Origin of the sequence: Bacillus sp. FH (assembly GCF_052216825.1) — a bacterium.
Lineage (GTDB): Bacteria > Bacillota > Bacilli > Bacillales > Bacillaceae_G > Bacillus_A > Bacillus_A paranthracis.
The window spans coordinates 1454486-1481278 of record NZ_JBQOUU010000001.1 but is presented as its reverse complement, the minus strand read 5'-3'; the positions used below and the strand labels follow the sequence as shown (position 1 = coordinate 1481278).

Annotated in this window: 27 protein-coding genes and 2 riboswitches; of the genes, 18 read left to right on the top strand and 9 right to left on the bottom strand. The window is 35.6% G+C overall.

Translation table 11 applies throughout. The annotated features are described in order from the left end of the window. Positions 1-14 precede the first annotated feature (14 nt). The 7 genes from pstB to glcK all read left to right on the top strand — a co-directional run bounded on the left by pstB (position 15) and on the right by glcK (position 6594). Entirely contained in the window at positions 15-830 is an 816-nt protein-coding gene (gene pstB / locus ACTT1L_RS07885) for a phosphate ABC transporter ATP-binding protein (RefSeq protein WP_000226683.1), read from the top strand. Positions 831-994: 164 nt separating this feature from the next. Next, a complete protein-coding gene (phoU, locus tag ACTT1L_RS07880; RefSeq protein WP_061132149.1) occupies positions 995-1651 on the top strand; it encodes a phosphate signaling complex protein PhoU in 657 nt (218 codons plus the stop codon). A gap of 379 nt (positions 1652-2030) precedes the next feature. Continuing rightward, positions 2031-4385 (top strand): sugar phosphate nucleotidyltransferase, encoded by a 2355-nt coding sequence (locus tag ACTT1L_RS07875; RefSeq protein WP_061132150.1) that lies wholly within the window; start codon positions 2031-2033, stop codon positions 4383-4385. A gap of 69 nt (positions 4386-4454) precedes the next feature. Further along, positions 4455-4604, top strand: a complete 150-nt coding sequence (gene rpmG, locus ACTT1L_RS07870) for a 50S ribosomal protein L33 (RefSeq protein WP_001265616.1) — start codon at positions 4455-4457, stop codon at positions 4602-4604. 104 nt (positions 4605-4708) lie between these two features. After that, on the top strand, positions 4709-5287 hold the full coding sequence (locus ACTT1L_RS07865; RefSeq protein WP_061132151.1) for a 5-formyltetrahydrofolate cyclo-ligase: 579 nt from the start codon (positions 4709-4711) through the stop codon (positions 5285-5287). Between the two features lie 103 nt (positions 5288-5390). Beyond that, positions 5391-5591 (top strand): YqgQ family protein, encoded by a 201-nt coding sequence (locus ACTT1L_RS07860; RefSeq protein WP_000949156.1) that lies wholly within the window; start codon positions 5391-5393, stop codon positions 5589-5591. A 19-nt stretch (positions 5592-5610) separates the two neighbouring features. Continuing rightward, the gene (glcK, locus tag ACTT1L_RS07855) at positions 5611-6594 is read left to right on the top strand and encodes a glucokinase (RefSeq protein WP_061132152.1); all 984 of its coding nucleotides are present in this window, start codon (positions 5611-5613) and stop codon (positions 6592-6594) included. A gap of 80 nt (positions 6595-6674) precedes the next feature. On the opposite strand, the gene ACTT1L_RS07850 is transcribed toward glcK, so the two are convergent. Beyond that, the gene (locus ACTT1L_RS07850; RefSeq protein WP_000524853.1) at positions 6675-6848 is read right to left on the bottom strand and encodes a DUF2759 domain-containing protein; all 174 of its coding nucleotides are present in this window, start codon (positions 6846-6848) and stop codon (positions 6675-6677) included. A gap of 170 nt (positions 6849-7018) precedes the next feature. Here ACTT1L_RS07850 and ACTT1L_RS07845 point away from each other — a divergent pair, with 170 nt between their 5' ends. Together ACTT1L_RS07845 and ACTT1L_RS07840 are read left to right on the top strand one after the other, a co-directional pair. Continuing rightward, entirely contained in the window at positions 7019-7648 is a 630-nt protein-coding gene (locus ACTT1L_RS07845; protein ID WP_000871248.1) for an MBL fold metallo-hydrolase, read from the top strand. Positions 7649-7657: 9 nt separating this feature from the next. Beyond that, positions 7658-8770 carry a class I SAM-dependent methyltransferase gene (locus ACTT1L_RS07840; protein WP_071741840.1) on the top strand — a complete coding sequence of 371 codons (1113 nt, stop codon included), beginning with the start codon at positions 7658-7660 and terminating at the stop codon, positions 8768-8770. A 143-nt stretch (positions 8771-8913) separates the two neighbouring features. On the opposite strand, the gene ACTT1L_RS07835 is transcribed toward ACTT1L_RS07840, so the two are convergent. From ACTT1L_RS07835 to metI, 4 genes are all read right to left on the bottom strand, one after another. After that, positions 8914-9204, bottom strand: a complete 291-nt coding sequence (locus ACTT1L_RS07835) for an ArsR/SmtB family transcription factor (protein WP_000894375.1) — start codon at positions 9202-9204, stop codon at positions 8914-8916. A gap of 433 nt (positions 9205-9637) precedes the next feature. Next, on the bottom strand, positions 9638-10150 hold the full coding sequence (locus ACTT1L_RS07830) for a cysteine hydrolase family protein (protein WP_000379161.1): 513 nt from the start codon (positions 10148-10150) through the stop codon (positions 9638-9640). 158 nt (positions 10151-10308) lie between these two features. Further along, positions 10309-11472, bottom strand: a complete 1164-nt coding sequence (metC, locus tag ACTT1L_RS07825) for a cystathionine beta-lyase (protein ID WP_061132154.1) — start codon at positions 11470-11472, stop codon at positions 10309-10311. Then, positions 11469-12581 carry a cystathionine gamma-synthase/O-acetylhomoserine thiolyase gene (gene metI, locus ACTT1L_RS07820; protein ID WP_000103875.1) on the bottom strand — a complete coding sequence of 371 codons (1113 nt, stop codon included), beginning with the start codon at positions 12579-12581 and terminating at the stop codon, positions 11469-11471. Before metI ends, metC begins: the two co-directional genes overlap by 4 nt. A gap of 93 nt (positions 12582-12674) precedes the next feature. Beyond that, positions 12675-12784, bottom strand: a riboswitch (SAM riboswitch). Between the two features lie 203 nt (positions 12785-12987). Beyond that, positions 12988-13097, top strand: a riboswitch (SAM riboswitch). 70 nt (positions 13098-13167) lie between these two features. Between metI and ACTT1L_RS07815 the strand changes: the two genes are divergently transcribed. The 5 genes from ACTT1L_RS07815 (at position 13168) to ACTT1L_RS07795 (ending at position 20468) form a co-directional block, all read left to right on the top strand. Then, positions 13168-15000: a bifunctional homocysteine S-methyltransferase/methylenetetrahydrofolate reductase gene (locus tag ACTT1L_RS07815; protein WP_000770344.1), complete on the top strand. Its 1833-nt coding sequence runs from the start codon at positions 13168-13170 to the stop codon at positions 14998-15000. Then, positions 15000-18398: a methionine synthase gene (metH, locus tag ACTT1L_RS07810; protein WP_309422256.1), complete on the top strand. Its 3399-nt coding sequence runs from the start codon at positions 15000-15002 to the stop codon at positions 18396-18398. Before ACTT1L_RS07815 ends, metH begins: the two co-directional genes overlap by 1 nt. Before the next feature lie 18 nt (positions 18399-18416). Then, a complete protein-coding gene (gene murG / locus ACTT1L_RS07805; protein WP_071741837.1) occupies positions 18417-19475 on the top strand; it encodes an undecaprenyldiphospho-muramoylpentapeptide beta-N-acetylglucosaminyltransferase in 1059 nt (352 codons plus the stop codon). Between the two features lie 96 nt (positions 19476-19571). Continuing rightward, positions 19572-19832, top strand: a complete 261-nt coding sequence (locus ACTT1L_RS07800; protein WP_000817964.1) for a DUF3966 domain-containing protein — start codon at positions 19572-19574, stop codon at positions 19830-19832. Between the two features lie 147 nt (positions 19833-19979). Further along, complete coding sequence (locus ACTT1L_RS07795; protein ID WP_000764271.1) at positions 19980-20468, top strand: hypothetical protein; 489 nt, start codon at positions 19980-19982, stop codon at positions 20466-20468. A gap of 36 nt (positions 20469-20504) precedes the next feature. Here the strand turns inward: ACTT1L_RS07795 and ACTT1L_RS07790 are convergent, their stop codons facing one another. Beyond that, complete coding sequence (locus ACTT1L_RS07790) at positions 20505-20816, bottom strand: hypothetical protein (protein ID WP_001093243.1); 312 nt, start codon at positions 20814-20816, stop codon at positions 20505-20507. 254 nt (positions 20817-21070) lie between these two features. Between ACTT1L_RS07790 and ACTT1L_RS07785 the strand changes: the two genes are divergently transcribed. Together ACTT1L_RS07785 and ACTT1L_RS07780 are read left to right on the top strand one after the other, a co-directional pair. Next, complete coding sequence (locus ACTT1L_RS07785) at positions 21071-21286, top strand: DUF3912 family protein (RefSeq protein ID WP_001008331.1); 216 nt, start codon at positions 21071-21073, stop codon at positions 21284-21286. Positions 21287-21373: 87 nt separating this feature from the next. After that, complete coding sequence (locus ACTT1L_RS07780; protein WP_000877912.1) at positions 21374-21781, top strand: hypothetical protein; 408 nt, start codon at positions 21374-21376, stop codon at positions 21779-21781. A gap of 173 nt (positions 21782-21954) precedes the next feature. Here the strand turns inward: ACTT1L_RS07780 and ACTT1L_RS07775 are convergent, their stop codons facing one another. From ACTT1L_RS07775 to ACTT1L_RS07765, 3 genes are all read right to left on the bottom strand, one after another. Next, positions 21955-23349: an L-cystine transporter gene (locus tag ACTT1L_RS07775; protein WP_001094339.1), complete on the bottom strand. Its 1395-nt coding sequence runs from the start codon at positions 23347-23349 to the stop codon at positions 21955-21957. A gap of 107 nt (positions 23350-23456) precedes the next feature. After that, positions 23457-23699 (bottom strand): DUF2626 domain-containing protein, encoded by a 243-nt coding sequence (locus ACTT1L_RS07770; RefSeq protein WP_000440714.1) that lies wholly within the window; start codon positions 23697-23699, stop codon positions 23457-23459. A gap of 125 nt (positions 23700-23824) precedes the next feature. After that, positions 23825-24520 carry a helix-turn-helix transcriptional regulator gene (locus ACTT1L_RS07765; protein ID WP_000434109.1) on the bottom strand — a complete coding sequence of 232 codons (696 nt, stop codon included), beginning with the start codon at positions 24518-24520 and terminating at the stop codon, positions 23825-23827. A 205-nt stretch (positions 24521-24725) separates the two neighbouring features. Between ACTT1L_RS07765 and comGA the strand changes: the two genes are divergently transcribed. Further along, positions 24726-25769 carry a competence protein ComGA gene (comGA, locus tag ACTT1L_RS07760; protein ID WP_074543056.1) on the top strand — a complete coding sequence of 348 codons (1044 nt, stop codon included), beginning with the start codon at positions 24726-24728 and terminating at the stop codon, positions 25767-25769. Next, entirely contained in the window at positions 25762-26793 is a 1032-nt protein-coding gene (comGB, locus tag ACTT1L_RS07755) for a competence type IV pilus assembly protein ComGB (protein WP_074543057.1), read from the top strand. The genes comGA and comGB overlap by 8 nt, the downstream gene beginning before the upstream one ends.

The window sequence follows — 26793 nt, the reverse complement described above, 5'->3', positions numbered from 1 at the left end:
AAAGGGGAATTCAAATGGTAGCAACAGTAGTAAATGTACAGGTGAAAAACGAGGAGAAAATCGAGACTGCGCCAAAGAAAGTAGTATTTGATACGAAAAACTTAAATTTATGGTATGGAGAAGACCATGCTTTAAAAGATATTAACTTAAGTATTCATGAGAATGAAGTTACAGCAATTATCGGGCCAAGTGGTTGTGGTAAATCAACGTACTTAAAAACATTAAATCGTATGGTAGAGTTAGTACCAATCGTGCGAACTACAGGCGTAATTGAATATAGAGAGCGCAATATATTTGATAAATCATATCCAGTTGAAGAATTACGAACACATGTAGGAATGGTGTTCCAAAAACCAAATCCATTTCCAAAATCTATTTATGAAAATGTAGCATATGGCCCGAAAATTCATGGGATTAGCGACAAGAAAACGTTAGATGAAATTGTTGAAAAAAGTTTACGTGGAGCAGCGATTTGGGATGAGTTAAAAGATCGTTTGCATGATAATGCATACGGTTTATCTGGTGGACAGCAACAGCGTCTATGTATTGCACGTTGTTTAGCGATTGAACCAGACGTTATTTTAATGGATGAGCCAACATCAGCACTAGATCCAATTTCAACATTAAAAGTAGAAGAATTAATTCAAGAGTTAAAGAAAGATTTTAGTATCGTTATCGTAACGCATAACATGCAACAAGCTGCGCGTATTTCAGATAAAACTGCTTTCTTCTTAAGTGGAGAAGTTGTGGAGTATACAGATACAAATAAATTATTTACGACACCTTCAGATAAGCGTACAGAAGATTATATTACAGGCCGATTCGGTTGATGTCGCTAGCAAGGCTAAGAGCAAATACCCTCTTAACAGAGGGTATTTCTTATTTTTACCTTAAGATAGGAGAAGTAATACTTCTCCTATCTTAAGGTTTATTATAAGTAGGCTAGGTAGGAGAGTTATATATAGTGGCACATAATATTAAGGGGGAAGAAACAATGGTACGAGAACAATTTCAATGTGATTTAAAAACGTTACAGCAAAAGGTGATTGAGCTTGGTGAACTAGCGAGAGAAGCTTTATTGCTTGCTATGGAAGGGCTTCATAAAAAGGATGTAGAGAAAGCGTTAGAGGTAATAGATGGTGATTATCGTATGGATAATTTAGAAGAGGAAATAAATGATCTTGCGCTTATGCTCATTACGAAGCAGCAACCTGTAGCGAGTGATTTAAGAAGGATTTTCATTTCAATTAAAACAGCGACAGATTTAGAACGGATTGCAGATCATGCTGTTAATATTGCGAAATCAACCATTCGTCTCGGGGAAAAAGACGTGTCTGTTAGTTTGCACAATCTTGATGAGATGTTTGCGATTGCAAATAAGATGTTACAGTTAGCGCTAGATGCATATGAGCAAGAAAATTTAACTTTTGCGAAGCAAATTGCCGAAATGGACGATTCTGTTGATGAAATATATGGGAAAGCGATTCGTGAATTTATATCTGCAGTTCCAGAACAACCAGAAGCAATTACACAAATTACACAATTATCCTTTGTAGCGAGATATATCGAACGTGTAGCAGACCATATTACAAATATTGCTGAAAATGTTTTTTATTTAGTAAAGGGAAAGCATTACTTATTAAATGAATAAAGAAAAAAGCAGGTGAAACATCACCTGCTTTTTTTAGTCAAAACATGACAAAAAAAGCTCGTTGTTTCCTTTAGTTTATGATGATAAGATGTATCATAATATAATGGAAAAAATAGGGCGTATATGTTATTCGCTTATTAAGTAATATTTTAAAAGTTAATAGTAAGCGCTTTCTTCAGTTGTTGAAAGGTGAATGTATATAAGGGGAACTTTACTGCCTGTCGGCCCGATTGGTCAAGGCTAATAATCAGTAGGGGATGAAGAAAACCTCCACTGATTAAAGTTTCACTTTATTTTATACTGCTAGTTAATGCTGGGTAGATAATATACATATCGTATATGAAGTTACTGAACATTATATAAGTGGAGGCTGAAGTATATGAAGGGGGTTATTTTAGCTGGAGGAAAAGGACGACGCCTTAGACCATTAACATGTAATACTCCAAAGCCGATGTTGCCATTATTAGAAAAGCCAGTTTTAGAATACAACATTGAATTATTGCGTCAGCATGGTATACGTGAGATTGCAATTACTGTTCAGTATATGAGTACAGCTATTAAGCAATATTTTGGTGACGGTAGCAAATGGGGCGTTAACTTGTACTACTTTGAAGACTCTCCACCGCTTGGAACTGCAGGGAGTATTAAACAAGCGGAAAAATTTTTGGATGAACCGTTTGTTGTCATAAGTGGGGATGCGTTAACTGATTTTCAATTATCAGAAGGAATTACGTTTCATAAACAAAAGAAAAGAACGGTAACTATGTTTGTAAAGGAAGTAGAAAATCCACTCTCATTTGGTTTAGTTGTAATGAACAAAGAACAAGAGGTTACACGATACATAGAAAAACCGAGTTGGAATGAAGTAGTCTCTAATATTGTGAATACAGGTATATATATTATGGAGCCAGAAATTTTTTCTTACATACCGCCCCGAGAATTTTTTGATTTTAGTCAAGATGTGTTTCCGTTATTGGCAAATAAGAACGCATTATTTGCATATTTGTCAGAAGGTTACTGGTTAGATATCGGTACATTTGATCAATATCGACAAGCACAATTTGATTTGTTAACGAAAAAATTGCAAGTACCTATCCCGTATACGGAAGTATTACCGATGGTATGGATGGGAGAAGGGGTAACGATTGGAAAAGGAACGAAAATTCACGGTCCTTCTTTTATTGGTGAAGGAGTAAGAATTGGTGCTGGATCTGTAATTGAGCCATACTCTATTATCGGGAAAAATAGTGTTGTTTCAAGTTATTCTCATCTTCAAAAGAGTATTATTTTTGCAAATGTGCACATTGGGAAATATTGTGAGTTACTAGAAACGACAATAGGAGAACATACAATGGTGGAAGATGATGTTACATTGTTTCAAAAAAGCATTGTAGCGGACCATTGTCATATAGGGAAAAGTACGGTAATTAAGCAAAAGGGAAAACTATGGCCATATAAGGCGATTGATAGTCATTCGGTAGTAGGATCGGCTGGTGTTCAAGAAAGTGAGAAGAGTGCAGGATGGTTGCAAAAAAGCCGCATTGTAGGAAGAGGTAATGTGGAGATTACGCCTCAATTTATTGTAAAGGTTGCGATGGCGTACGGATCTCTTTTTACAAAAGGGGAAAGTATATTAATCGGGAGTCAAGAACATATAGAAACGACTTCTTATAAAAATCTTTTTCTTCATGCAATTCATGGTATTGGGATTCATACGATGGAATGCAAAGAAATGAACGAATCACTTTTTCAGTACAGCATTCAAGATTTGCAATGTGCGGGCGGGGTTTTCATTCAAGCGGAAAAAGAAAAAGAGATTGTTATAAAGTTGTATGGTAAGGATGGGGCACAGTTAACGTATAAGCAGCAAAAAGCGATAGAACAAGTGTATATGTCTGAGTCGTTTTATTACGTATGTGAGAAGGAAATGGGGCGGAATAAGCTAGTACACGTTTCTTTACATAATTATATAGAGGCTGTATTAGAGCGTATTGATATTGAGAAAATAAAAAAACAGAAGTTCCATCTTCTTATTAATAAGAGAAATGATATGTTACAACATTTGCTTATGCTCTTTTTGCAAAGACTCGGATGCACAGTTACGTGGATTTATGCTGGTGAACAAAAGGATCATGTGAAAGCTTTAATGAAATCAAGTAAAGCAAATATGGCGCTTATGTTTTCAGAGCAAGGAAATTATTTCGAGTTATATGATAATCATAGTAATATTTACCAAGGGACGGATTTTGAAGAGATTGATATTCCAGATTTATTACTGGAATCGGCAGGAAATATTTACCCAATGTCTTTGAAATTAGGAGAATGTTATCTTCTATTTTATACGCAGGATGAAAAAAAATCGTTTCAAGCGAGATGGAAGCGAGATATTTTATATCGAATTGGAAAATTATTCGAGTTAATAGCATTGCAGGGAAAAACCTTTCTCAGCATAGTAGAGCAATCCCCGCCGCTTTATTTACTTTGTGATGAAGTTGTATGTTCGTGGAATGAAAAAGGGAAGGTGATGAGGAAATTATTGGCTGATATCGAAAGGAAGGAAGAAGGCATATTTGAAGGAGTACAGTTCAAATATACCGAAAAAGAGTGGTCTTATATCGTTTCTGACACAAAACAACCGAAATTTTTAGTGTATTCACATGCTAGAAACCCAGTAATAGCAAGGGAAAACATGAAAAATCTTATAGAAAAAATTAGACAATATCAAAAGGTGTAGAATTTTTATTTTAAAAGTGGTATTATAGTATAGTCTGATTTAAGTTATTAGTACTGGAGGGAAATAAGAATGCGTGTGAATATTACTCTAGCATGTACAGAATGCGGAGATCGTAACTATATCTCAAAGAAAAACAAACGTAACAACGCTGAGCGTATCGAGCTTAAAAAGTATTGCAAGCGTGACAAGAAGTCTACGTTACACCGTGAAACAAAGTAAGCAGTAGGAATATTTTCCTACTGTTTCTTTTTTTATTCGATTCCTCTCTTAAAAGTGATACACTATCATCGTAGAGCAAAGTATCACTGTGAGGGGGAAAATGTGTGAGAGAAGAGAAACTACGTTTACGTAAACAAATAATAGAGCACATGAATTCTTTATCAAAAGAACGGTATACAACTTTATCAGAGCAAATTGCATTTTCGTTGTATGCACAAAAAGAGTGGGCTGAAGCTAAAACAATTGGAATCACTCTTTCAATGGAAAATGAAGTGAATACATATCCTATTATCGAAAAAGCTTGGGAAGAAGGAAAGAAAGTTGTTGTTCCGAAGTGTAATAAAGAAACAAGAACAATGTCCTTTAGGCAAATTAGTAATTTTGATCAATTGGAAACAGTGTATATGAATTTACGTGAGCCAATTCCAGCGCTTACGGAAGAAGTGAATGCAGATGAAATTGACCTTCAAATTGTACCAGGTGTAGCTTATACAGAGCGAGGAGAACGGATTGGATATGGTGGTGGCTATTATGATCGTTATCTCATGCATTATAAAGGGAAAACGCTATCATTAGCTTATAGTTTTCAAATGGTAGACCATATTCCAATAGAGCCGTTTGATAAAAATATAGAAAAAATTATTACAGAAAAAGGAACAATGGTTAAAAATGGGCTTGTATAGACAAATAAAAATTGACGAGACTTTTTCTTCTTGATTATAATAAAATATGTGAACGTTTTCTTATTATAATTTTTTATAGTAAGTGAGCATAGAGGGTGATGAAATGTTATCTATATATGATATTCAGCAATTGCTAAAGAAATTTGGTACGATTATTTATACGGGAGATCGAATTGCAGATTTACAATTAATGCAAGATGAATTGCGTGAATTAAATCAATCACAGCTAATCGATTCACAAGACTATCAAACAGCTTTATTTTTATTGAAGCAAGAAATTCAAAAAGAGCTAAATAAGAATTAGATAAAGGTAGGTAAGTAACATGGAAGAGAAATGGTTAGTTGGTGTTGACCTTGGTGGTACAACGATTAAATTAGCATTTATTAATGTATACGGTGAAATTTTACATAAGTGGGAAATCCCTACGAATATAAATGAGCAAGGAAAACATATTACACTTGATGTAGCGAAAGCTATTGATAAAAAGTTAGAAGAGTTAGGCGAATTAAAAAGTAAGTTAATCGGTATTGGTATGGGAGCTCCTGGCCCTGTACACGTGGCGTCTGGAATGATTTATGAAGCGGTTAACTTAGGATGGAAGAACTATCCGTTAAAAGATTTATTAGAAGTAGAAACAGGATTACCTGTTGTGATTGATAATGATGCGAACTTAGCAGCGCTTGGTGAAATGTGGAAAGGTGCTGGTGAAGGAGCAAAAGATTTAATTTGTATGACGCTTGGCACTGGTGTTGGCGGCGGTGTAATTGCCAATGGAGAGATTGTACACGGCGTAAGCGGTGCTGCTGGTGAAATCGGACACATTACAGTCGTTACAGAGAATGCTTTCCCATGTAATTGCGGGAAGTCTGGTTGCCTAGAAACTGTAGCATCTGCAACAGGTATTGTGCGTGTTGCTATGCAAAAAATACAAGAGACTGATAAAGAAAGTATTCTACGTTCTATGTTAGCAGAAGAAGGACGTATCACATCAAAAGACGTATTTGAAGCACATGGACAAGGTGATGAACTAGCAGGCGAAGTAGTAGAAAAGGTAGCTTCTTATTTAGGATTAGCTGTAGCGAACCTTTCTAGCACGTTGAACCCAGAGAAAATCGTTATTGGCGGAGGCGTTTCTAAAGCTGGAGATGCACTTTTAGAACCAATTCAACGCTATTTTGAGCAATATGCTTTCTCACGTGCTGTAAAGAGCACGAAGTTAGCTATTGCAACACTTGGTAATGATGCAGGTGTTATCGGAGGAGCTTGGCTTGTAAAAAAGCACAAATACGAAGCGAAGATGATATAAGTTGTGAAGTATGAAAAGAGGAAGGGGAAACCCTTCCTCTTTTTGTGCGAAATCTTGATGAAGACGAGCATGTAAATGAATTAAGCTGCTGGTGGGTACCCGTTATATAGAACAGTCATGATTGTAAACCATCCGAAAACGAGTACAGTTGCAATTGCAAAGCCGCCCGCGAGAAAATTCTTTTCGCGAAGTGTTCTAAGCGTAGCAAATACAGCTAACAGAGTGACAAGCGTAAAAATAATAACAAGGCCCATACAATATCCTCCTCTGTCTACCCATTCCTTAATATGAGTTTTTGGAATGTTTACTCTTTTATATTGTACATGTTTTAAAAATGATTGTCGAGATAGCATCCTTTCTTTTCCTAAGAGAAAAAAATGTTGTATCATTGAAAGTAAGTTTAATAATTGGAGGAGATTTTCATATGAAATGGATACAAATGCCGTTAGGCCCATTACAAACAAATGCTTATATTTTAACGAATGAGCAAAATGAGTGTATTATCTTTGATCCTGGTCACGAAGGAGAGAAGCTCGTTACATATTTACAAGAAGAACAATTAAAGCCACTGGCTGTTTTATTAACACATGCTCACTTTGATCATATTGGTGCTGTTGATGCGGTAAGAGACGCTTTTCATATTCCTGTGTACGTACATAAAGAAGAAGCAGATTGGTTAGGCGATGCAACTGTAAATGGTTCTCAAATCTTTATGATGAATCGCAGCATTACAGCAAAACCAGCTGATCATATTATTGATGCAGAAGGTGCATTAGCAATTGGTTCATTTAACTTTGAAATTTTTGAGACACCAGGACATTCTCCAGGCAGTATTTCTTATTACTGTAAAGAGGCGAATGCTGTATTTTCTGGAGATGTATTATTCCAAATGAGTATTGGAAGAACAGATTTACCTGGTGGAAGTTTTGCAGAGTTGATTGGAAGTATTGAAGAGAAATTATTTGTATTACCTGATGAAACAGCGGTGTTATGTGGACATGGTCCAGAAACAAGCATTGGTTTTGAAAAAGAAAATAATCCATTTTTACAGTAAGGAGCTAGTATGGGGATGGAGCTCATTTTAAAAGAATGGATGGAAAAAGAAAAGGATTATTCAATTTCATACAGTACATATATGAACCTCGCATTATATGCAGAGGAACATGGATATTATATGAAAGAACGTGAAAAAATAGGAAGACAAGGGGATTTTTTTACAAGTAGCAACGTATCCTCTGTGTTTGCAAAAACTTTTGCTAAGTTTTTTATTCGTCTTGTTGAAAATGGTGAAGTTACTCCACATATTTGTGAGATTGGTGGGGGGACAGGAAGGTTTGCTTATGATGTTTTACAAGAATGGAAGCAATTATCACCGGAAACCTTTATTGATTTAAACTATTCAATGATTGAAATGAGCCCTTTTCATAGAAAATTGCAGCAAAAGACTCTTTGTTTGTTTTCTAATGTGTCATATTATAGATCGCATAATGAAATGGGAGAATCGTTTGAAGGGATTCTTTTTTCGAATGAGTTATTTGATGCATTTCCTGTTGAAGTAATTGAGAAGAGAAATGGAATATTGTATGAAGTACGTGTTACGTACACAGAGGAAGGGAAACTTGCAGAAGTATGTAGGCCATTACATAAAACAATTGGCCGATACTTATTGAAATATAATATTCATCTTGCTGAAGGACAGCGGTTTGAAGTGCCGATTGCGATGGAAGAATATATAAAAGAAATTGCGAAATGGTTTCAACGAGGTGTATGTATTACAGTTGATTATGGATATACAAAAGAAGAATGGATGCATCCTGCACATCAAGAAGGTAGTTTACGAGGATATTATGAGCATAAGTTAATTCGTAATCCTTTAGCGTATCCAGGTGAAATGGATCTTACTACTCATATTCATTGGGACGAACTGAAAGAAATGTTTAGCCTGCAAGGTATGAATATGGTATGGCATAAGAAACAATCTGAGTTTTTGTTAGCAGCAGGAATACTAGAGCTGCTTACGAATCATCAAGATCGGGATCCTTTTTCTGAAATTCAAAAACAAAATCGTGCAGTTCATTCTATGATTTTGAGCGGAGGATTAGGGAGTGCATGTGATGTTGTTATACATACGAAACATATGCAACAGTTACACTTGGATCGGTATTTGAAAATATAAAAAACAAGACACAGCATAGTTCTGTGTCTTGTTTTTTAATACGACTTATGTAGCATCATATATTTCCTCTCATGATATATATTTATATTAAAGATATGAGATGAAAAATATAAAATACATCCTTTTTTTCTGTCTATGAGTCCCTAACCCAATAATACGCGAACGAGTTGAATAATTGTCTCGTTTTCTACTTTGTAATAAATTTCCAATCCTTTTCTTTCACTTGAAACGATTTTAGCACTTTTTAACTTTGCTAAATGCTGTGAAATTGTAGATTGTGGCATGTTTAAGCCAGTGTACATTGTAGAAACGTTGCTTGGACCGCGTTCAATTAATCCTTTTACAATACATAAGCGAACAGGATGAGCAAGTACTTTCAATAATTCTGCATTGCTTTCATATAGTTCTATTTCTTTTTGAAAGGTTTCTAACATGTTCTTTTCCACCTCCGTGTGAGCTGTTATACCATACTATACATACCAAAAAATTAAAGAAAAGAAAACAGTTGTTGCAGAAAAACATTCCTAAAGTAAAGAAATTGTAAGAAAAGAGACCCTGATGTAAATAAAGTAGATAATTTAGCACGGTTTTGTAAAATGACATTTTTGGGTGAAAATTTCGATGCGTTTTAAAAATTGAAAGATATAGATATATTTGTAACACAATTTTATCATGATTTTCTTATTCTTTCAAATGAATATACGAAATTTTTAAAATAATATGACAAAGGAATTATAATGTTATATATAGAATATAAAACAGGTTAAAAGAAAAGAAGCCGAATGTAGTCAGCTTCTTTATGGTGAAAATGAAATGTTTGAATATAGCTGATAAATCTTAGAATTACCAAGATGTTAGTTATGTATTCTAGATTTCATCTTTCATCAATTTTAAAAATCTGTGGTTCCATATATTTTCATAAAAATCAATTGTCTCTTTTGCGGACATAAATGGATTATTTAACGTAGAGGTTGCTTTCTGGAACATGAAGTTTTCGTACCCTAGTCCATGGGCAAATTTAATCGTGGTATCCATACAGTACTCTGTTTGGGCACCACAAAATTCAATACGATGTACAGATAATTGATCTAAAATCTCTTTCAAGTTTGTGTTATAAAAAGAATTGGCATGTGTTTTTCTTACAAAAAAATCTTGTTTTTGAACATCTAAATCTGAATGAATAGCCCAAAGTTCTTTTTCAGGTACTAAATCATCATCACAATGTTGAACGAAAAGAATTGGTTTATTTGATTTTCTGTATGAAGAAATTCTTTTATTTACTTTTGTAAGTAAATTTTGTAAGTCAAATAAATGTTCTTCGCTATAACATACTCCATTTTGTAGATCGATAACGATTAAAATATCTGCACAAGTATCCATTATTTTTGCCCCTTTTTTACTTCTTAATATATCAATTAATTCATTACTTGGAAATGGGTGTACTCTTTCTTTTTTTATGAACTATACGAAAAGTAAAAAGTATAATCGAAAACATAAAAAGAAGATATGAAAATTTAATTTCATATCTTCTTTTCGCTCTATGCATTTACAGGCTCTTCTACATAAGAAAGGGCATTTTCAAAATCGGATATTAAATCGTCAACATTTTCAAGACCGACGGATAGCCGAAGTAATGAATTTGAAATCCCTCTTTCATCACGAGCTTCTTGCGATAGTGCTGCATGTGACATTTTAGCTGGGTAGGAAAGGATCGATTCGACAGCCCCTAAACTAACCGCAAAGACAGGTAATTTTACTTTTGATAAAAATTGGCGAAGTGCGTCTTCTGATTGTAAAGTGAAAGATAGGACAGCTCCTGCTGATGTAGCTTGAGATTGTTGAATGTTAAATCCAAGATGTGTTTGTAATCCTGGATAATAGACATTTTGAACTTTAGCGTGCTCTTGTAAATAGTGTGCAATTTTATTGGCATTAGCAGCTGAATGCTCAAGACGTACATGCAATGTTTTTAGACCACGAAGTACGAGAGAACAATCTTGCGGGCCTAGAATAGCGCCGAATGAATTTTGTAAAAAGCCAAGTTTTTGAGCGAGATCAGTATTTTTTACAACTGCTAATCCGGCAGTAACATCACTATGACCGGCAATGAATTTTGTGGCACTATGAAGAACGACATCAGCGCCAAGGTCAAGTGGTTTCTGGAATAGTGGTGTCAAAAATGTATTATCAACAAAAGTAAGGGCGCCAATAGATTTTGCAAGTTTAGAAACAGCACGAATATCTGTCACTTTTAAAAGTGGATTGGAAGGTGTTTCTACATAAAAGAGTTTTGTATTTGGCTTAATGTTTTGCTTTATTTCTTCTAAATTGGTCATATCAACAAATGTATGTGAAACACCGTAACGGGAGAGAACTTCAGTTATCATTCGATAAGTTCCTCCGTATACGTCTTCTGAAATGAGTACGTGATCACCTTGTGAAAGGAGGAGGAATGCAGTAGAAATCGCTGCAATTCCTGATGCGAAGGCAAATCCTTTTGTTCCGCCTTCTAATAAAGCAATGATGTCTTCAAGAGCTTCACGAGTTGGATTGCCTGACCTGCTATAGTCATATTTCCCGAACGTATCTACATCAAATTGGTGAAATGTTGATGTGTTATAGATGGGAACGTTAACAGCTCCTGTTTGCGAGTCATGTTTATATTGGTTGTGCAGTAAGAGTGTATCTATAGAATAACTCATATTCTTACACCTTCTTTTACAAGTTTAATGGCTTGCTTTAAGTCTTGAATTAAATCGTTACTATTTTCAATACCAACGGAAAATCGAAGAAGACGATTACATACACCGTTTGCTGTTCTAATTTCTTCAGGAATATCAGCGTGTGTTTGTGTTGCTGGATATGTCATTAAACTTTCAACACCACCAAGACTTTCGGCAAATGTAATTAAGGATAAAGATTGTAAGAATGGATTAATCCATGTTTCATCTTTCAGACGAAACGAGATCATGCCGCCTCTTCCAGGATAAAATACATCTGTCACCCCATCCTCATCATTTAAATAAGCAACAACTGCTTTTGCATTTTCTTCATGTTGTCTCATGCGAAGCGCTAACGTTTTCATACCACGGATTAATAGCCATGAGTCAAATGGACTTAAGACCGCACCAGAGGCATTATGATAATGAGCGATTTCCTCACAAAGTTCCTTTCCTTTTGCAACGACAAGTCCGCTTAGTACATCGTTATGACCACCTAAATATTTCGTTGCGCTATGAAGTACAATATCGGCACCTTCTGTTAATGGCTGCTGTATATAAGGTGTGTAGAATGTGTTGTCTACAATAAGAAGTAGTCCGTGTCTTTTCGCTACAGTTGCAACAGCGGCAATATCGGTAACTTGCATTAATGGATTAGTTGGAGTTTCTATGAAAATAGCCTTCGTTTTCGTTGTGATGGCTTGCTCAATTTGTTTAATAGATTGTGTATTTACGTATCTACATCGAACGTTCCACTTTTTTTCGTGCTCAGAAAATAATCGATAAGTGCCACCGTATAAATCTTCAGAAACAATAAGTTCGTCTCCAGAGCGGAATAGGGAAAGGACAAGAAGAACGGCTGCCATCCCTGAACTACAGGCATAACCTTGTTCACCGCATTCTAAGTCTGCGATTGCCTGTTCTAATAGGCCGCGCGTTGGATTTCCAGTTCGTGAATAATCAAATCCAGTAGATTTACCGATTCCTTCGTGACGATAAGCAGTTGAAAAATAAACAGGTGGATTAACAGTTCCTGTTGTAGTTTCACTCCGGTTTCCGATTTGCGCTAATTTTGTTTCGATAGTTGACATGTGAAAATTCCTCCTTTTTAAATTGAACCATTAGTTGAATATAAAATAAAAAAGCCTTCTAAGAAGAAGGCTTTCGGTTTGAATAGAGTCTTCTTCTCATCTGTCAAATCTTTCACAATTTGCTGGAATTAGCACCTTATTAACAAATGTTAATGGTTGCTGAGGCGTCATAGGGCCAGTCCCTCTACCTCTCTAGATAAGAATGTTCGTATGAAATTTTATTATGTTTTTAACTTTACAACAAAAGATAATTGAATTGCAACTTTATTTTAAATAATTTTTATTTTTCCGCAAGTGTCATTGACTTTTGTATTTGTGCGTGCTAAATTTATAAAAAAATTAACAAACATTGTTAAAAGGGGAACGCATTTCCTTTTAGCTACATAAATAAAATAATAAAGACAAACTCTTATTGAGAGCGGTGGAGGGAAAGGCCCTGTGAAACCCGGCAACCTTCAAACGAAATGTTTGAAACGGTGCTAATACCTGCAAAACGAATGTTTTGCATAATAAGAGGAGGATCGATTATGTCCCCCTCTTCAAAGTGAAGAGGGGGTTTTTATATTGATAGAAATGAGGGAGATTTGTGAAATTACTAGATTTATTATCAAAAGGAATTGTAATAGGTGATGGTGCGGTTGGGACGTTATTACATTCACATGGTTTGCAAAGTAGTTTTGAAGAATTGAATATATCTGATCCAGATTTAATTGTATCGATTCATAAGCAATATGTAGCGGCTGGGGCAGATGTGATTCAAACAAATACGTACGGAGCAAATGAAGCGAAATTACGTATGTATGGATTAGAAAATCAAGTTACTGAAATTAATAGAGCGGCAGTAAAACTGGCGAAAGCATCTGTTACAGACAGAAATGCAATTTTAGGCACAATTGGTGGTATGAAACATATCGGGGCGGTTACGACAACTGATATGGAGCGAGAATTTATGTTACTGGAACAGGCAAGTGCATTATTAGAAGAACAGGTTGATGGACTGCTATTAGAGACTTTTTATGATGAGTTTGAATTACTTCATGCTGTCCAGGTGTTACGAAAAGAAACAAATATTCCAATTGTAGCGCAATTGGCGTTACATGAGGCGGGTACGACTCAAAATGGAAATGATGTAAATGAAATATTAAAACAACTTTTAGATTACGGTGCAAATGTTGTTGGATTGAACTGCCAACTAGGGCCACTTCATATGACGGAAGCTTTTAAAATGATATCGATTCCGAAAAATGGTTACTTGTCAGCATATCCAAATGCAGGTCTCCCAAATTATGTAGAGGGACGATACGTATATGAGGGAAGTCCAGCTTATTTTGAAGCGATGACACCGAAATTTATTGAGCAAGGTATTCGGTTATTGGGCGGTTGTTGTGGCACGACTCCAGAACATATTGAAAGTATGAAACGTGCTACTCTAAATGTTACGCCTGTAATAGAAAAGGATACGGTTCAAAGACCGAAAGTAGTTCATACACATGAGAAACGTTCAAAAGCTCATGTCACTTTAGCAGAGAAAGCAAAAAAACAAACGACCGTAGTAGTGGAATTAGATCCACCAAAAACGTTAGATACGCAGCGGTTTTTTGAAGGTGCAAGAGCATTGAAAAGAGCTGGAGCAGATGCTATTACTCTAGCAGATAATTCATTAGCATCGCCCCGTATCTCGAATATGGCAATGGGAGCATTATTAACGAAGCATGATATTCCGGTATTGACGCACTTAACATGTAGAGACCATAACGTCATCGGACTACAATCTCATTTACTAGGATTATCAGCGTTAGGCATGGAAGAAGTGTTAGCTTTAACTGGAGATCCAGCGCGCGTTGGTGATTTTCCAGGTGCCACTTCTGTATATGATTTGTCCTCTATCGAGCTCATTAAAATGATTAAAGAAATGAACGATGGGCGTTCCGTTTTAGGGAAATCCATTGGACCGGCAACAAGGTTTTCTGTGGGCGGTGCATTTAACCCGCATGTAAGACATTTAAAAGCAGCGGTTAAGCGAATGGAACGGAAAATAGATGCTGGAGCAGAATATTTCTTAACGCAGCCAATCTATGATATCGCGTTAATTGAAGAAGTGTATGAAGCGACAAAGCATTTAGAACAACCTATTTTTATTGGAATTATGCCATTAATAAGTAAACGGAATGCAGATTTTCTTCATTTTGAGGTGCCCGGTATTACTTTACCTGAAGCAGTAAGAGAGAGAATGGATGGACATGAAACGAAAGAGGCAGCAATTGAGGAAGGGATTCGTATTTCTCAAGAATTGATCGATGCGGCGATGAAATACTTTAACGGCATTTATCTTATTACACCATTTTTAAAATATGAAATTACAGAACATCTTGTTAAATATGTGAGAGAAAAGCAAGAAGTGAAAGAAGGTATTAATTGATGAAATGTATAGAAGAAAAATTACAAAATAACATCTTACTATTAGATGGTGCAATGGGAACAATGATCCAGCAAGAGGACTTAACTGCGGAAGATTTCGGAGGAGAGGAGTACGAAGGGTGTAATGAGTATTTAGTAGAAACAAGACCAGATGTTATTTTAAAGATTCATAAAGCCTATATTGAAGCTGGAGCGGATATTATTGAAACAAATACATTTGGGGCAACCAATATTGTACTAAGTGATTATGAGTTATCTCATTTAGACGAGGAGCTAAATGAGAAGGCAGCACGTTTAGCGAAGCAAGCAGTCGAAGAAAGCGGGAAGGAAGTATATGTTGCGGGAGCAATGGGACCGACAACGAAAGCGATTAGTGTTACTGGTGGTGTAACGTTTGAAGAATTAATTGAAGCTTATACACGGCAGGCAAGAGGATTGTTGAAAGGAGAAGTGGATGTATTACTCGTTGAGACGAGTCAAGATATGCGTAACGTGAAGGCTGCTTATATTGGAATTCAAGCGGCTTTTGATGAACTAAATACAGTTGTACCTATCATGATTTCGGGAACGATTGAACCGATGGGAACGACTCTAGCTGGGCAAACAATTGAGGCTTTTTACTTATCGGTAGAACATATGAAGCCATTATCTGTTGGATTAAACTGTGCGACTGGTCCGGAGTTTATGAGAGACCATATTCGTTCTCTATCTGATTTATCGGAGTGTTACATTTCTTGTTATCCAAATGCAGGTCTTCCTGATGAAGATGGACATTATCATGAATCTCCATCCTCGCTTGCCGAGAAAGTGAAGCGATTTGCAGAAGAAGGATGGGTTAATATTATCGGTGGTTGTTGTGGTACAACACCAGAACATATAAAAGCAATGAAATCCGCATTAACGTCTCTTAAACCTCGTGAACAGCAAGAGAGAGCGGGACATGGGGTTAGTGGATTAGAGGCACTGCAATATGATGACTCTATGAGACCGTTATTTGTTGGTGAAAGAACAAATGTTATTGGATCACGTAAATTTAAAAGATTAGTAGCAGAAGGGAAATTTGAAGAGGCTGCTGAAATCGCTAGAGCGCAAGTGAAGAAAAATGCTCATATTATTGATATTTGTATGGCAGACCCGGATCGCGATGAAATAGAAGATATGGAAAACTTCTTGGCAGAGGTTACGAAAGTGTTAAAAGTACCGATTATGATTGACTCAACAGATGAACATGTGATGGAGCGAGCTCTTACTTATATTCAAGGGAAAGCTGTTATTAATTCAATTAATTTAGAAGATGGAGAAGAGCGATTTAAAAAAGTGACACCGCTTCTTCGTAAATATGGTGCTGCAATTGTAGTTGGAACAATCGATGAAGATGGAATGGCAGTAAGTGCGGAAAGAAAACTAGAAATTGCGAAAAGAAGTTATGAGTTATTGACGACGAAATATGGTATACGCCCATCAGATATTATTTTTGATGCACTTGTATTTCCTGTAGGGACAGGTGATGAAGAGTATATTGGCTCGGCGGCTGCGACGATAGAAGGGATTCGCCTTATTAAAGAAGCATTACCAGAGTGTTTAACGATTTTAGGTGTAAGTAACATATCATTTGGTTTACCACCAGCTGGTCGCGAAGTGTTAAATTCCGTCTTTTTATATCATGCAACGAAAGCAGGGTTAGATTACGCGATTGTAAATACGGAAAAATTAGAGCGCTATGCGTCAATTCCTGATGAAGAAAAACGCCTTGCAGATGCATTGCTTTTTGAAACGACGCAAGAGACGTTGGAGAAATTTACAAACTTCTATCGCGTGGCAAAAAAGAAAGATGTTGTTGTCCAAGAAACATTAACACTTGATGAAAGGCTCGCAAATTACATTGTAGAAGGTACGAAACAAGGTTTACACGAAGATTTAAGTCTCGCACTTACAGAAGGAAGAAAACCTTTGGATATTATTAATGGTCCGCTTATGACAGGAATGGATGAGGTAGGACGATTATTTAATAATAATGAATTGATTGTTGCTGAAGTACTGCAAAGTGCTGAAAGTATGAAAGCAGCTGTAAGTTATTTAGAGCCTCATATGGAATCTAGTGACAGTGCGAAAAAAGGGAAAGTATTATTAGCAACTGTAAAAGGTGATGTGCATGATATTGGGAAAAATCTCGTTGAAATTATTTTAGCAAATAACGGATATGAGATTATTAATTTAGGAATTAATGTTCGCTCGGATCGAATTGTGCAAGAAGTACAAGAAAAGAAGCCTGATATTATAGGTCTTTCTGGTTTATTAGTAAAATCGGCTCAACAAATGGTAACGACTGCTGAAGATTTAAAAGCGGCGGATATTGATATTCCAATTGTTGTAGGCGGGGCAGCGTTAACGAGAAAGTTTACAGATAATCGCATTTCGCCATCTTATAAAGGGCTCGTATGTTATGCGAGTGATGCGATGACGGGGCTGGATATTATTAATAAGCTTCAAAAAGAAGAAGAGCGTGAGAAGATGAAGCAGGATAAAAAAGAACGTCATCTTCATATCGTAACAAAAGAAGAGAAGAAAGTAGAAATTCCAGCAGTAATTGAGCCATTGCCGAAGGCTGAGGTTATCGTGCCGGATTCAACAAAACGAATTGTATTAAGAGATGTTCCGGTTTCACATCTCGCGCCATTTCTAAATAGACAAATGCTGCTTGGACATCACCTTGGCCTAAAGGGAAGTGTGAAGAAACTTTTGCGAGAGGGAGATAAAAGAGCGCATGAATTAAATGATTTAATAGATGAATTATTGCAGGAAGGACAATCTTGGTTAAAACCGAAAGCAGTGTATCAATTTTTCCCAGCGCAAAGCGACGGACAGAATATTGTAATATATGATCCAGAAGATCATACGCGTGTTATAGAGCGTTTCACATTCCCAAGACAAGGAAAAGCACCATATCGTACTTTAGGTGACTATTTACGCCCAGTTGGAGATGAGATGGACTATGTTGCTTTCCTATCTGTTACGGTTGGAGAAGGTGTTCGTGACATTGCTGAAGAGTGGAAGGCGAAAGGTGATTATTTACGCAGTCATGCTATTCAATCGTTAGCGCTTGAACTAGCAGAAGGACTTGCTGAAAAAACACATATGCTCATTCGCGATCGCTGGGGGATTCCAGATTCGCCAGAATTGACGATGGAAGAACGCTTCCGTACGAAATATAGAGGGATACGAGTGTCCTTCGGTTATCCAGCATGTCCAGAACTCGCAGATCAAGAAAAGTTATTTCGCTTAATTCATCCAGAGGAAATAGGTATTTTATTAACGGAAGGATTTATGATGGAGCCAGAAGCGTCTGTAACGGCTATGGTATTTTCTCACCCCGAGGCAAGATATTTTAGTGTATTATAGTCTAGAAGGGGGAGACGTATGAAAAAAATAGTCTTTACAGGTGGCGGTTCGGCAGGGCATGTAACACCTAATTTAGCCATCATTCCACATTTACAAGAACAAAATTGGGATATTTCTTATATTGGTTCTCATCAAGGAATTGAGAAAACGATTATAGAAAAGGAAGGCATTCCGTACTATAGTATTGCGAGCGGAAAGCTACGCCGTTATTTTGATTTAAAAAATATAAAAGATCCTTTTCTTGTGATGAAGGGTGTTATGGATGCGTATGTAAGGATTCGAAAACTAAAACCAGATGTAATTTTTTCAAAAGGTGGTTTCGTATCTGTACCAGTCGTAATTGGAGGATGGTTAAACAGGGTACCAGTTTTATTACATGAATCTGATATGACGCCAGGACTAGCAAACAAAATTGCGCTCCGTTTCGCTTCAAAAATATTTGTTACATTTGAAGAAGCTGCGAAACATTTACCGAAAGAAAAAGTAATTTATACAGGATCTCCTGTACGTGAAGAAGTACTAAAGGGAAATCGTGAAAAAGGTTTAGCATTTTTAGGTTTTTCACGTAAAAAGCCAGTTATTACAATCATGGGAGGAAGTTTGGGCGCAAAAAAAATTAATGAAACGGTTCGAGAAGCGTTACCAGAACTTCTGAAAAAATATCAAATTGTTCACCTTTGCGGAAAAGGTAATCTTGATGATAGTTTACAAAATAAAGAAGGATATAAACAATTTGAGTATGTACACGGAGAACTGCCAGATATATTAGCCATAACAGATTTTGTTATTTCACGTGCGGGCTCTAATGCCATTTTTGAGTTTTTAACATTGCAAAAGCCGATGGTTTTAATTCCACTATCGAAATTTGCAAGTCGTGGAGATCAAATACTAAATGCGGAGTCTTTTGAGAGACAAGGATATGCTTCCGTATTGTATGAAGAAGATGTGACTGTGAAATCTCTTATAAGGCATGTCGAAGAATTAAATCAAAATAATGAAGTGTATAGAACAGCTCTAAAAAAATATAATGGAAAAGAAGCAATTCAAACAATCATTCAACATATTTCAGAGGCATGATGAAACAATCATGCCTCTTTTAGTAGGATGAAAGATTCCAAGAAACGGTGTTTTTATGTTACAATAGCAAATGGATTAGTAGGGAAATTCCAATTAATGAAGCGTGAAAATACGAATGGATTAGGAGTGACTGTGTTGGAGCTAAGTCTCTATGAAAATACTGCACTTATTATATGCTTTGTGTTGTACGTTGGTAGTGTTATTGTTTATATTTCAAGGAAGTTTTCGCAAGAAAGAGAGCTTGAAAAATCAGAAATAACAGCAGAACTAGAAATGTTAGCTGATGAAAGTTATAAAAAACAAAAAATAAAAGAAGACCATGAGGCATCCCATCATTTAAACGCAAATAAGTTTTAAAGATGGGGATTTTTTTTGAAGGAGATGCAGCAGAATTTGCATCTTATGTTATGAATCATGTGAAATAATAGTAACTATCTAAAAGGTTATAAAAGTGATCTTTTGGGTACAGTGATGATAAGAAACATATATAAAGGAGTACATAATATGAAATTAGAAAATGGATGGGAAACGAGCTTTTTAGAAGTCGTACAAAATAGCGAATTTAAGAAAGAGGCACTTCTTAGCCAATTACTTTTTGCAGATAGTGAAGAAGTTGAGGAGCTTGTAGATGATTATGGTTATGAAGAAATCATTGACCGCGAACATGATGATGAATTAGCTGATATTTTAGGAGAAGAACTTTTTAGTGAGATGGAACGACACGTATTCTTATCTTCACAGTCAGAAGAAAAACTTATTTCATTCGTAAATGGATTAGGTTTTCATGTGTTAGATTGGATCGTTCTTCTTGAAACAGAATTTGGCATCGATAGTGCACACTTTACGTCGGATGCTGTGAAAATGTTAGAAAAGCGTTTCAGACAATTTCCATACATAGAAGATAAAACAATTTTTGACATGACATTTGGAGAAGCAATGGATGTATTAGAGTCTATTACAGGATTACAACTGAAAGAAAAGATGAATGTATAATGTAAAAAAAGAACGTGATCACCTCACGTTCTTTTTTTACATTATAATAATTTTATCATCTAGTTTCGTTTGTCCGCTAAGAAGTGCGTTTAAATATTCCACTTTTCTTATACAGGCTTGTATATGTCTTTCAACCTCTTGTAACTCTGCTTGGTGATGCGTTTCAATAGGATGAATTTGTACGTTGAATTTTTCAAATTGACTACTATATGTTATTTCTGCATAGCCGCTCATAATATCTGTTTCGTTATGAAATAAAAATTGCTTCGTTTTGTCACAGAATGATACATTCTGAAAGCCATATACTTTTAATGCTTCAATTACTTTTTTTATCATTTTTGTATTCATTTTTTTTAACCCTCTTTACGAAGTTCTACTTATACATTATAACATAAAAAATTACATAGAAAGCGCTTCCAAGTGTATTTTATTATAAACTTTACGTTTCAATCACAAAAATGAAACAAAGAAAAAATAATTGTAAAGAAGGAAGGACTCTTTTATTGTTTCGTCATATATATAGAGAAATAGTGCAATGAAAGGAAATTTTCCGAGGTGGAGATCGTATTTCCAATTTGAGCGCAGTAAAAGAGGTGAAGATCTTGAACTTTGATATTGTAGGACAAAAAGCATATATAAAAGATGGACCGCATCGGAACCGAATTGGAATTGTAAAGAAAAACGAGACAAAATTAGAATCGCAGTTTGCTATTGTAATTGGAGAACAAATCATTGAGGTAGAGCTAAAGGATATCGTGTTAGTTGGAGTAGACGTAGGACAATTTCATAAATGGTGCGAACAAAATGGTTATTTGTGAAAAGGACGGGCTGTGAGATAATGAAGTATATGTGAGGAAAGAGAATATGTTATTGTATTCTCTTTTTCTATGTGTAAGGAGACGGAGATGAAGTATACAGAACGAGATTTTACATTGGAGTTAAAAGAGAACATTCAATGCATGGAGAAGGAAATAGAGAGAATAGCATTTAAACTTTTTAAAGATTATTCACATTTGTACATAGAAAAAAACATGGAATTATTTATAGAACTCATCAGAGATAAAGAAAATCCTTTTGAAACAGGATATTCTTCATCAATTTCGATAGCTGTATTAGATGAAGAAGGAAAGATGGTTGAATTTTATACAGTTCCTATCTGGGAATGTTGTAGTTATTTTTTAGGAGTACCGCTTCCAATAAGGTTTTGGGGAAGTAAGTTAAGTGGTGAACTTGTTGATGAATCTTATTGTGAGATAGAGGAGGAGTTAAAGGAGCGGTTGGAAGAATTTTTACAGTTTGCGGGTGAGGAATAATAGTTAATCTGTAGTTTATAATTAATAGTTATTAAAAAAATGAAAAACGGTGTAATTTCTTTATATCTGTACATAGTGTTTGAAACAATATGTTATGCCTTATGTATAAAAGATAAAGAGGAAGATGAAAAGAACTAAAAAGGACGCTAACCGTTTTGTTAGCGTCCTTTTCATTATGAAGCAATTTCACCAGTTTTTGTATCATCTTGATTGTACGTATCTTGATCTAATTCACCAAGCCATTTACTAGAAATAAGACCTGCTGTCATAGAACCACTTACGTTAAGAGCTGTACGCCCCATATCGATTAATGGTTCAACTGAGATAACAAGAGCGACAATACCGATTGGTAAGTTCATTGTAGATAGTACGATTAACGCTGCGAATGTTGCACCGCCACCAACGCCGGCAACACCGAATGAGCTAATAGCAACGACAGCGATTAAAGTTAAAATAAATTGTGGTTGTAATGGATCAATTCCTACAGTTGGAGCCACCATCATTGCAAGCATTGCTGGATAAATACCTGCGCAACCGTTTTGTCCGATAGATACTCCAAATGAGGCTGCGAAGTTTGCAATCCCTTCAGAAATACCAAGTTTTTCTTTTTGAGCTTCAATATTTAATGGCATTGCACCAGCACTAGAGCGAGATGTGAATGCAAATGTTAATACAGGGAACACCTTTTTCAAATATTGAATTGGATTTAAACCAGATAGAGCAATTAATAATAAGTGGATAACGAACATTACGATAAGTGCCACGTAAGACGCTAACACGAAGTTACCAAGTTTTAAAATAGCATTTATGTCGCTACCAGCAACTGTTTTTGCCATAAGAGCTAATACGCCGTATGGAGTAAGACGTAAAATTAATGTTACCATACGCATTACAATTGCATATACAGCATCAAGCATTTTCTTAAATAGCTCTGCTTGTTCTGGATATTTTCGTTTTACACCTATAAAGGCGATGCCGATAAATGCTGCAAATATTACAACAGAAATTGTTGATGTTGGACGAGCGCCTGTTAAATCAAGAAATGGATTTGTAGGCAATAGTTCTAATAATTTATCTGGAATTGTTGTTTTTTCAATAGAAGTAAATCTTTCTTCAACTAGCTTCAGACGAGCAGATTCTGCATCACCTTGTTGCAGACCAGTTGCAGATACATCAAATCCTGCACTTGCAGCGATACCGACAGCTGCAGCAATTCCTGTAGTCAGAATTAAAATTCCGATAATAAGACCACTAATTTTACCAAGGTTTTTCGTTAACTGTAATTTTGTAAATGCTGAAATAATAGATACTAAAATAAGTGGCATAACGATCATTTGAAGTAACTTCACATAACCGTTACCGATTAAGCCAAACCAAGTATTTGATTCAATAATTACTTTAGAAGTTGGCTCATAAATAAATTGTAATATAAGACCGAAGATAATTCCGACTCCTAAAGCGGTAAATACACGTTTATTAAAAGATACATGCTTACGTTGCATATAATATAATACGCCAACTAAAATGAGCATGACTGCAACGTTAATTCCGACAAGCAGTGTATTCATGATGATTCCCCCTAATTCCAATCTGTTATATAGAATATAAATCAATAAAACCTATAAGTCAACTAGGGAATTCCGGAATTAAAAAAAAGATGGCAAAATGCCATCTTTTAATGTCCAGCCCCAGGGACAAGTAAAAATGTCGTGTAGTATGTAAATCCTATGAAGAAAACAGTTAAATATGCCCCGAATACGTATATATACATACGCTCTGTTAAATTTAAATAGCTTAAAAGTACGAAGAATCCTGTTTGTCCTAAAAATAGTAGTGCAGTCGAATGCATATCCCCTACGTAAAACATAACCGAGAAAATTCCAGTCCAAAAGCCGAGAACGCGAAACATGCGCTCCATGCCATCTCCCTCCTTTTCTAAAAAAAGTAAACCTCACTTCATTATAGTTTATTTTTCTTACTATTGTAAATATTCGTTCATATAAAAAGAAGCCAATTATAATTGGCTTCTTTTTATATGAGAAATCAAATTGTTAGTTTATAATTACAAGATTTACATCCATCTAGTAAACTATCATTTCGTGTTAATTCCGTGTTAGGGAATAGGATTTCAAAAATCCCTTTCATCATATCTCCGTGCATATTACAAATTTCAGTTGGGTGATGGACAGCAACTTCTTTAAATGGACAATTGTGTACATCATAGAAAATTTTTGTTCCATCTGCACTTAATTCAAATGCAGGTGATAAGCCAGCTGTTGAAAAGGCTTCCTTTGCAATTTGAACTTTTTGCTCCACTGTTAAAGCATCTTCGCTCACATTTAAGCGCTGCATATGTTGTTGCATTAATTCGGCCCCGAATTGTTTCCCTGTTTCGTAGAGCGCTTTTTCACCAGCAGCACCAAGGCTAAGTAAAGAATTAAACGCGATTCTTGCTAACAATTGATAGTCACGGAATGGGAATTGTAATTGGATAACATCTTCAGATAATACATATAATCTGCTTGGTCGTCCGCCTTTTCCAGTTTTCTTCGTTTCAGATTTCAGCATATGAACATCTTCTAATTTAGATAAATGTAAACGCGCTACGTTTGGATGAATGTCAAACTCATCAGCAATTTCTTGTACAGTTACGTAACTATGTTTTTGAGAAATATATTTATAAATGTAATAACGAGTTGGGTCAGCTAAAACACCTGTAATTTTTAAAGCTTGTTCCATGAGGATCTCCACCTTTATCACTTTATCCAAGATAATAACATTATAATACAGATAAACATGGGTATAGGTAATTTTAGACAATAATTCGGAAATTGTTCATAATTTCACAAACATATTTTTCCTTTTTCATCTAGTGAAAATGCAAAAATACCGATTTTTCAGATGGATTTCTTCATGCTATATACATAGTGGGGAGGGAAAAATGATGAATGGAATTGAAAGCTTTGCGAATACGATTTTGAAAGAGGCGTGTAGGGTACAAGCTTCGGATTTACATATTGTGCCCCGGAAGAAGGATGTAGTGATTCAACTGCGCATAGGGAAAGATTTAATGACGAAACAATACATTGAAAAGGAATTTGGAGAAAAACTTGTTTCACACTTTAAATTTTTAGCATCCATGGATATAGGGGAGAGGCGGAAGCCACAAAATGGTTCACTGTATTTACAAATGGATGGACAGGAAGTGTATTTACGTCTTTCCACGCTTCCAACTGTATATCAAGAAAGTCTCGTTATTCGTCTTCATTTACAAGCATCTATTCAGCCGTTATCTCATCTTTCGTTATTTCCAAGTACAGCGAAGAAACTACTTTCTTTTTTACATTATTCCCATGGGTTACTCGTATTTACTGGACCGACTGGATCGGGGAAGACAACAACAATGTATGCATTATTAGAGGTAATTAGAAAAAAGAAAACACGCCGCATCGTTACACTGGAAGATCCAGTTGAAAAAAGAAATGACGATGTATTACAAGTTCAAATAAATGAAAAAGCAGGTATCACATATGAGGCGGGACTAAAGGCTATTTTGCGTCATGATCCAGATGTTATTTTAGTGGGTGAAATTCGTGATGAAGAAACAGCAAAAATCGCTATAAGAGCAAGCTTGACTGGCCATTTAGTAATGACGACACTGCATACGAATGATGCGAAAGGAGCAATACTTCGGTTTATGGACTTTGGCATAACAAGGCAAGAGATTGAACAATCTTTATTGGCTATAGCTGCACAGCGACTTGTTGAATTGAAGTGTCCGTTTTGTAAAAGAAAGTGCTCAACTGTATGTAAATCAATGAGGCAAGTAAGGCAAGCGAGTATTTATGAGTTGTTATATGGATATGAGTTAAAACAAGCGATTAAAGAAGCAAACGGGGAATGTGTCACGTACAAGCATGAGACATTAGAGTCTTCGTTGCGAAAAGGATACGCTTTAGGATTTTTAGAAGAGGATGTTTATGTTTAAGAAAATATGGAGTTTAAGTGATCAAGTAATATTACTGAAACGATTAGGAGAACTATTAGAAAAAGGATACTCTCTTTTGCAGGCATTAGAATTTTTACGGTTTCAATTACCTTTAGAAAAGAAAGTACAATTGCAGCGCATGATTGATGGATTAAAAAATGGAAAAAGTCTACACGATTCTTTTCATCAATTAAAGTTTCATCAGGAGATGTTAAGCTATTTATTTTATGCCGAGCAACATGGTGATATTTCTTTTGCGTTGCAACAAGGGAGTGCACTTCTTTATAAAAAGGATAAGTATAGGAAAGATATGATGAAAATAATGCAGTATCCTATGTTTTTGGCGTTCTTTTTAATAATCATGATTTTGATTTTTAACCGCATTTTATTACCACAAGTTGACATGGTATATAGTTCATTTGGTTCTACAGCACCGTTATTCACAGAACAAATATTAAGTACAATTAAGCTACTACCCTATCTTATTTTTAGCACTATTTTTATTGTTATGGTGGGTTGTAGTGTATATATATTGTACTTTCGGAAACTCCCACATATGAAGCGAGTAAAAATTATGCTTCGTATCCCCCTCGTAAAAACATTTCTTATTTTAAAGCATTCGCATTATTTCGCTACTCAATTGAGCGGCTTATTACACGGAGGACTATCAGTACTTGAGGCTCTAACAATAATGATGGAGCAAAAGTATCAGCCGTTCTTTCAGTATGAAGCGGGCCGAGTTAAACACCAATTAATTGCGGGAGAACCGTTGCAATCTATTATTGCTAAAAGCGGATATTATGAGGAAGAACTTTCTTATATTATTACACATGGTCAAGCAAACGGTAATTTGGCGATTGAATTAGGTGATTATAGTGATCTGATTATGGAAAAGATGGAGCAAAAAATTAAACGTATGTTAGTGATTATTCAACCGATTTTATTTACGTGTATTGGAGCAATAGTTGTTCTTATGTATTTAGCGATGATTATGCCAATGTTTCAAATGATGAATTCTATATAG